The sequence below is a fragment of the Winogradskyella immobilis genome (assembly GCF_021887715.1).
Taxonomy (GTDB): Bacteria; Bacteroidota; Bacteroidia; order Flavobacteriales; family Flavobacteriaceae; genus Winogradskyella; species Winogradskyella immobilis.
In genome coordinates, this window is record NZ_JAIQXX010000036.1 from 1 (window position 1) to 5,330 (window position 5,330).

Sequence of the window (5,330 nt, forward strand, 5' to 3'; positions counted from 1 at the left end):
TGTTGGAAACGGCAAAAATCGAGATAAGAGAATAGATCATAAGAGTACTAGATAATTCTGATTAGTTGTTAAGATAATAGTGGAAACACTTAAAAATTTAACGATGAAGAGTTTGATCCTGGCTCAGGATGAACGCTAGCGGCAGGCCTAACACATGCAAGTCGAACGGTAACATAGAGTGCTTGCACTTTGATGACGAGTGGCGCACGGGTGCGTAACGCGTATACAATCTACCTTTTACAGGGGGATAGCCTTTAGAAATGAAGAATAATACCCCATAGTATATAGTTATCGCATGATAATTATATTAAAGATTTATTGGTAAAAGATGAGTATGCGTTCTATTAGCTAGATGGTGTGGTAACGGCACACCATGGCAACGATAGATAGGGGCCCTGAGAGGGGGATCCCCCACACTGGTACTGAGACACGGACCAGACTCCTACGGGAGGCAGCAGTGAGGAATATTGGACAATGGGCGAGAGCCTGATCCAGCCATGCCGCGTGCAGGAAGACTGCCCTATGGGTTGTAAACTGCTTTTATACAGGAAGAAACCTTTTCACGTGTGGAAAGCTGACGGTACTGTAAGAATAAGGATCGGCTAACTCCGTGCCAGCAGCCGCGGTAATACGGAGGATCCAAGCGTTATCCGGAATCATTGGGTTTAAAGGGTCCGTAGGTGGACAATTAAGTCAGAGGTGAAAGTTTGCCGCTTAACGGTAAAATTGCCTTTGATACTGGTTGTCTTGAATCATTATGAAGTGGTTAGAATATGTAGTGTAGCGGTGAAATGCATAGATATTACATAGAATACCAATTGCGAAGGCAGATCACTAATAATGTATTGACACTGATGGACGAAAGCGTGGGGAGCGAACGGGATTAGATACCCCGGTAGTCCACGCCGTAAACGATGGTCACTAGCTGTTCGAACTTCGGTTTGAGTGGCTAAGCGAAAGTGATAAGTGACCCACCTGGGGAGTACGTTCGCAAGAATGAAACTCAAAGGAATTGACGGGGGCCCGCACAAGCGGTGGAGCATGTGGTTTAATTCGATGATACGCGAGGAACCTTACCAGGGCTTAAATGTAAGTTGCATTAGTTAGAGATAGCTATTTCTTCGGACTACTTACAAGGTGCTGCATGGTTGTCGTCAGCTCGTGCCGTGAGGTGTCAGGTTAAGTCCTATAACGAGCGCAACCCCTGTTGTTAGTTGCCAGCGAGTAATGTCGGGAACTCTAACAAGACTGCCAGTGCAAACTGTGAGGAAGGTGGGGATGACGTCAAATCATCACGGCCCTTACGTCCTGGGCTACACACGTGCTACAATGGTAGGGACAGAGAGCAGCCACTGGGTGACCAGGAGCGAATCTACAAACCCTATCACAGTTCGGATCGGAGTCTGCAACTCGACTCCGTGAAGCTGGAATCGCTAGTAATCGCATATCAGCCATGATGCGGTGAATACGTTCCCGGGCCTTGTACACACCGCCCGTCAAGCCATGGAAGCTGGGAGTGCCTGAAGTCCGTCACCGTAAGGAGCGGCCTAGGGTAAAATTGGTAACTAGGGCTAAGTCGTAACAAGGTAGCCGTACCGGAAGGTGCGGCTGGAACACCTCCTTTCTAGAGAAAGACGACTGATTAAGGAAATCAAAAGAAACTATAATTTATTCTCTTGCTGTTAATTTAATTTTTATAATAATTAAGTAGAGTCTCATAGCTCAGCTGGTTAGAGCGCTACACTGATAATGTAGAGGTCGGCAGTTCGAGTCTGCCTGAGACTACTAATTAAAGGAAATTCTAGAAGTTGAAGTAATTTATCGACTAATTACTAATCACTAATTACTAACGACTAGTAAATGGGGGATTAGCTCAGCTGGCTAGAGCGCCTGCCTTGCACGCAGGAGGTCATCGGTTCGACTCCGATATTCTCCACCAAAGTTTCCGTAAAACGGGGATCTGAAAGTTCATTGACATATTGAAAAAGATACATGAAAAGTATAGATTAGATTTATCTAATTTATATAATAATAAAGATTAATTAGAATCACAACGAGCGATATCTAATTAATCAAAAGTTTAGTTTTAAGCTAATGGCCAATGGCTAATAGCAAAGAGCTAAATAGTAACTCATTAAAAAGACAAAAGTACAATAAGCTAAATAAGAGCGTATGGGGAATGCCTAGGCTCTCAGAGGCGATGAAGGACGTGATAAGCTGCGAAAAGCTGCGGGGACTGGCACATACAGACTGATCCGCAGATATCCGAATGGGGCAACCCAGCATGTTGAAGACATGTTACACCGTAAGGTGAGCAAACCCGGAGAACTGAAACATCTAAGTACCCGGAGGAGAAGAAAACAAAAGTGATTCCGTAAGTAGTGGCGAGCGAACGCGGATTAGCCCAAACCAATATTGTTACGGCAATATTGGGGTTGTAGGACTGTGACATTGATTGTGTAATGAATTAGAACTGTTTGGAAAGACAGGCCAAAGATGGTGATAGCCCAGTATAAGTAAAGACCATTAATCATAACAGTATCCTGAGTAGTGCGGGGCACGTGTAACCCTGTATGAATCTGTCGGGACCATCCGATAAGGCTAAATACTCCTGAGAGACCGATAGTGAACTAGTACCGTGAGGGAAAGGTGAAAAGAACCCTGAATAAGGGAGTGAAATAGAACCTGAAACCATACGCTTACAAGCGGTCGGAGCAGACTTGATCTGTGACGGCGTGCCTTTTGCATAATGAGCCTACGAGTTACCGTTGCTAGCAAGGTTAAGGACTTCAGGTCCGGATCCGTAGCGAAAGCGAGTCTGAATAGGGCGCTTAAGTTAGTAGTGGTAGACGCGAAACCGTGTGATCTACCCATGGGCAGGGTGAAGCTGTGGTAACACACAGTGGAGGCCCGAACCGGTTGACGTTGAAAAGTCTTCGGATGACCTGTGGGTAGGGGTGAAAGGCCAATCAAACTCGGAAATAGCTCGTACTCCCCGAAATGCATTTAGGTGCAGCGTTGATTTATAGTTTTATAGAGGTAGAGCTACTGATTGGATGCGGGGGCTTCACCGCCTACCAATTCCTGACAAACTCCGAATGCTATAAAATGTTCATCAGCAGTGAGGGCATGGGTGCTAAGGTCCATGTCCGAGAGGGAAAGAACCCAGACCATCAGCTAAGGTCCCCAAATGTATGTTAAGTTGAATAAACGAGGTTGAACTGCTTAGACAGCTAGGATGTTGGCTTGGAAGCAGCCATTCATTTAAAGAGTGCGTAACAGCTCACTAGTCGAGCGGTTCGGCATGGATAATAATCGGGCATAAACATACTACCGAAGCTATGGACTTTTAAAAGTGGTAGGGGAGCATTGTAGTGTCGTCGAAGTTAAACTGCGAGGTTTGATGGAGAAGCTACAAAAGAAAATGTAGGCATAAGTAACGATAATGCGGGCGAGAAACCCGCACACCGAAAGACTAAGGTTTCCTCAGCTATGCTAATCAGCTGAGGGTTAGTCGGGACCTAACGCGAACCCGAAAGGGGTAGTGGATGGACAACAGGTTAATATTCCTGTACCTGCTCACACTAAACGTGACGGAGGCGAAAAGTTAGTGCGTACTGACGGAATAGTACGTTGAAGCGAGTGGTAACACCGCGATAGTACACTAAGTCTACGGACGCGGTGATAATCTAGCAAATCGACTTCCAAGAAAAGCAAGTGAAGCAGCCCGTACCCTAAACCGACACAGGTAGTTGGGATGAGAATTCTAAGGTGCTCGAGAGATTCATGGCTAAGGAACTAGGCAAAATAGACCCGTAACTTCGGGAGAAGGGTCGCCCACAGTAATGTGGGCCGCAGTGAAAAGGTCCAGGCGACTGTTTATCAAAAACACAGGGCTCTGCTAAATCGAAAGATGATGTATAGGGCCTGACACCTGCCCGGTGCTGGAAGGTTAAGTGGAGGGTTTAGAAGTTTACTTCGAAGATCTCAAATGAAGCCCCAGTAAACGGCGGCCGTAACTATAACGGTCCTAAGGTAGCGAAATTCCTTGTCGGGTAAGTTCCGACCTGCACGAATGGTGTAACGATCTGGACACTGTCTCAGCCATGAGCTCGGTGAAATTGTAGTATCGGTGAAGATGCCGATTACCCGCTGTGGGACGAAAAGACCCCGTGCACCTTTACTATAGCTTAGTATTGGTTTTGGATAAGTAATGTGTAGGATAGGTGGGAGACTTTGAAGTGGCGTCGCTAGGCGTTGTGGAGTCATTGTTGAAATACCACCCTTTGCTTATCTAGAGTCTAACTTTCCAATGAAAGGACAGTGCTTGGTGGGTAGTTTGACTGGGGTGGTCGCCTCCAAAAGAGTAACGGAGGCTTCTAAAGGTTCCCTCAGCACGCTTGGTAACCGTGCGTAGAGTGCAATGGCATAAGGGAGCTTGACTGAGAGACATACAGGTCGATCAGGTACGAAAGTAGAGCATAGTGATCCGGTGGTTCCGCATGGAAGGGCCATCGCTCAAAGGATAAAAGGTACGCCGGGGATAACAGGCTGATCTCCCCCAAGAGCTCACATCGACGGGGGGGTTTGGCACCTCGATGTCGGCTCGTCACATCCTGGGGCTGGAGAAGGTCCCAAGGGTTGGGCTGTTCGCCCATTAAAGTGGCACGCGAGCTGGGTTCAGAACGTCGTGAGACAGTTCGGTCTCTATCTACAGTGGGCGTTAGAAATTTGAGTGGATCTGTTCCTAGTACGAGAGGACCGGAATGGACTAACCTCTGGTGTATCTGTTGTTGCGCCAGCAGCATTGCAGAGTAGCTACGTTGGGAAGGGATAAGCGCTGAAAGCATATAAGCGCGAAACCCACCACAAGATGAGATTTCTTTAAAGGGTCGTGGAAGATTACCACGTTGATAGGCTATAGGTGTAAAGGCAGTAATGTCATAGCCAAGTAGTACTAATAACCCATAGGTTTATTGTCACTTCGACTTCGCTTAAGTGACCAGTAATGATTACTTAAGCGGGTCTGTTTTTTTATTATAGTTATGCTATAATTATTATTAGTTTTCCATTTTTATGGAAGTTCATGAATCATTTTTCAATATGTTAAGATATTTGCAAGCATAGCTTGTAGTTACTAGTATTCAGTTACAGTTTACAGTATTTTACTGAAAACTAATTACTGAGCTGCTAACTTAAAACTTAAGGTGGTTATAGCGACGGGGCTCACCTCTTACCTTTCCGAACAGAGAAGTTAAGCCCGTTTGCGCCGATGGTACTACTATTGTGGAAGAGTAGGTCGCCGCCTTTTTTGAAAGTCCTAATTACAA

The 5,330-nt window shown here is 46.0% G+C and carries 2 tRNA genes and 3 rRNA genes; all 5 read left to right on the forward strand.

The annotated features are described in order from the left end of the window. Positions 1 to 100 precede the first annotated feature (100 nt). Positions 101 to 1,624: ribosomal RNA gene (locus K8Z87_RS13530) — 16S ribosomal RNA — on the forward strand. A gap of 87 nt (positions 1,625 to 1,711) precedes the next feature. After that, a tRNA-Ile gene (locus tag K8Z87_RS13535) sits at positions 1,712 to 1,785 on the forward strand. Positions 1,786 to 1,862: 77 nt separating this feature from the next. Next, positions 1,863 to 1,939 (forward strand) — tRNA-Ala (locus K8Z87_RS13540). 212 nt (positions 1,940 to 2,151) lie between these two features. Then, positions 2,152 to 4,981: ribosomal RNA gene (locus tag K8Z87_RS13545) — 23S ribosomal RNA — on the forward strand. A 222-nt stretch (positions 4,982 to 5,203) separates the two neighbouring features. Further along, positions 5,204 to 5,311 (forward strand): 5S ribosomal RNA (rrf, locus tag K8Z87_RS13550). Together the 16S, 23S and 5S rRNA genes with 2 tRNA genes alongside form the textbook arrangement of a ribosomal RNA operon. The last annotated feature ends 19 nt before the right edge of the window (positions 5,312 to 5,330 follow it).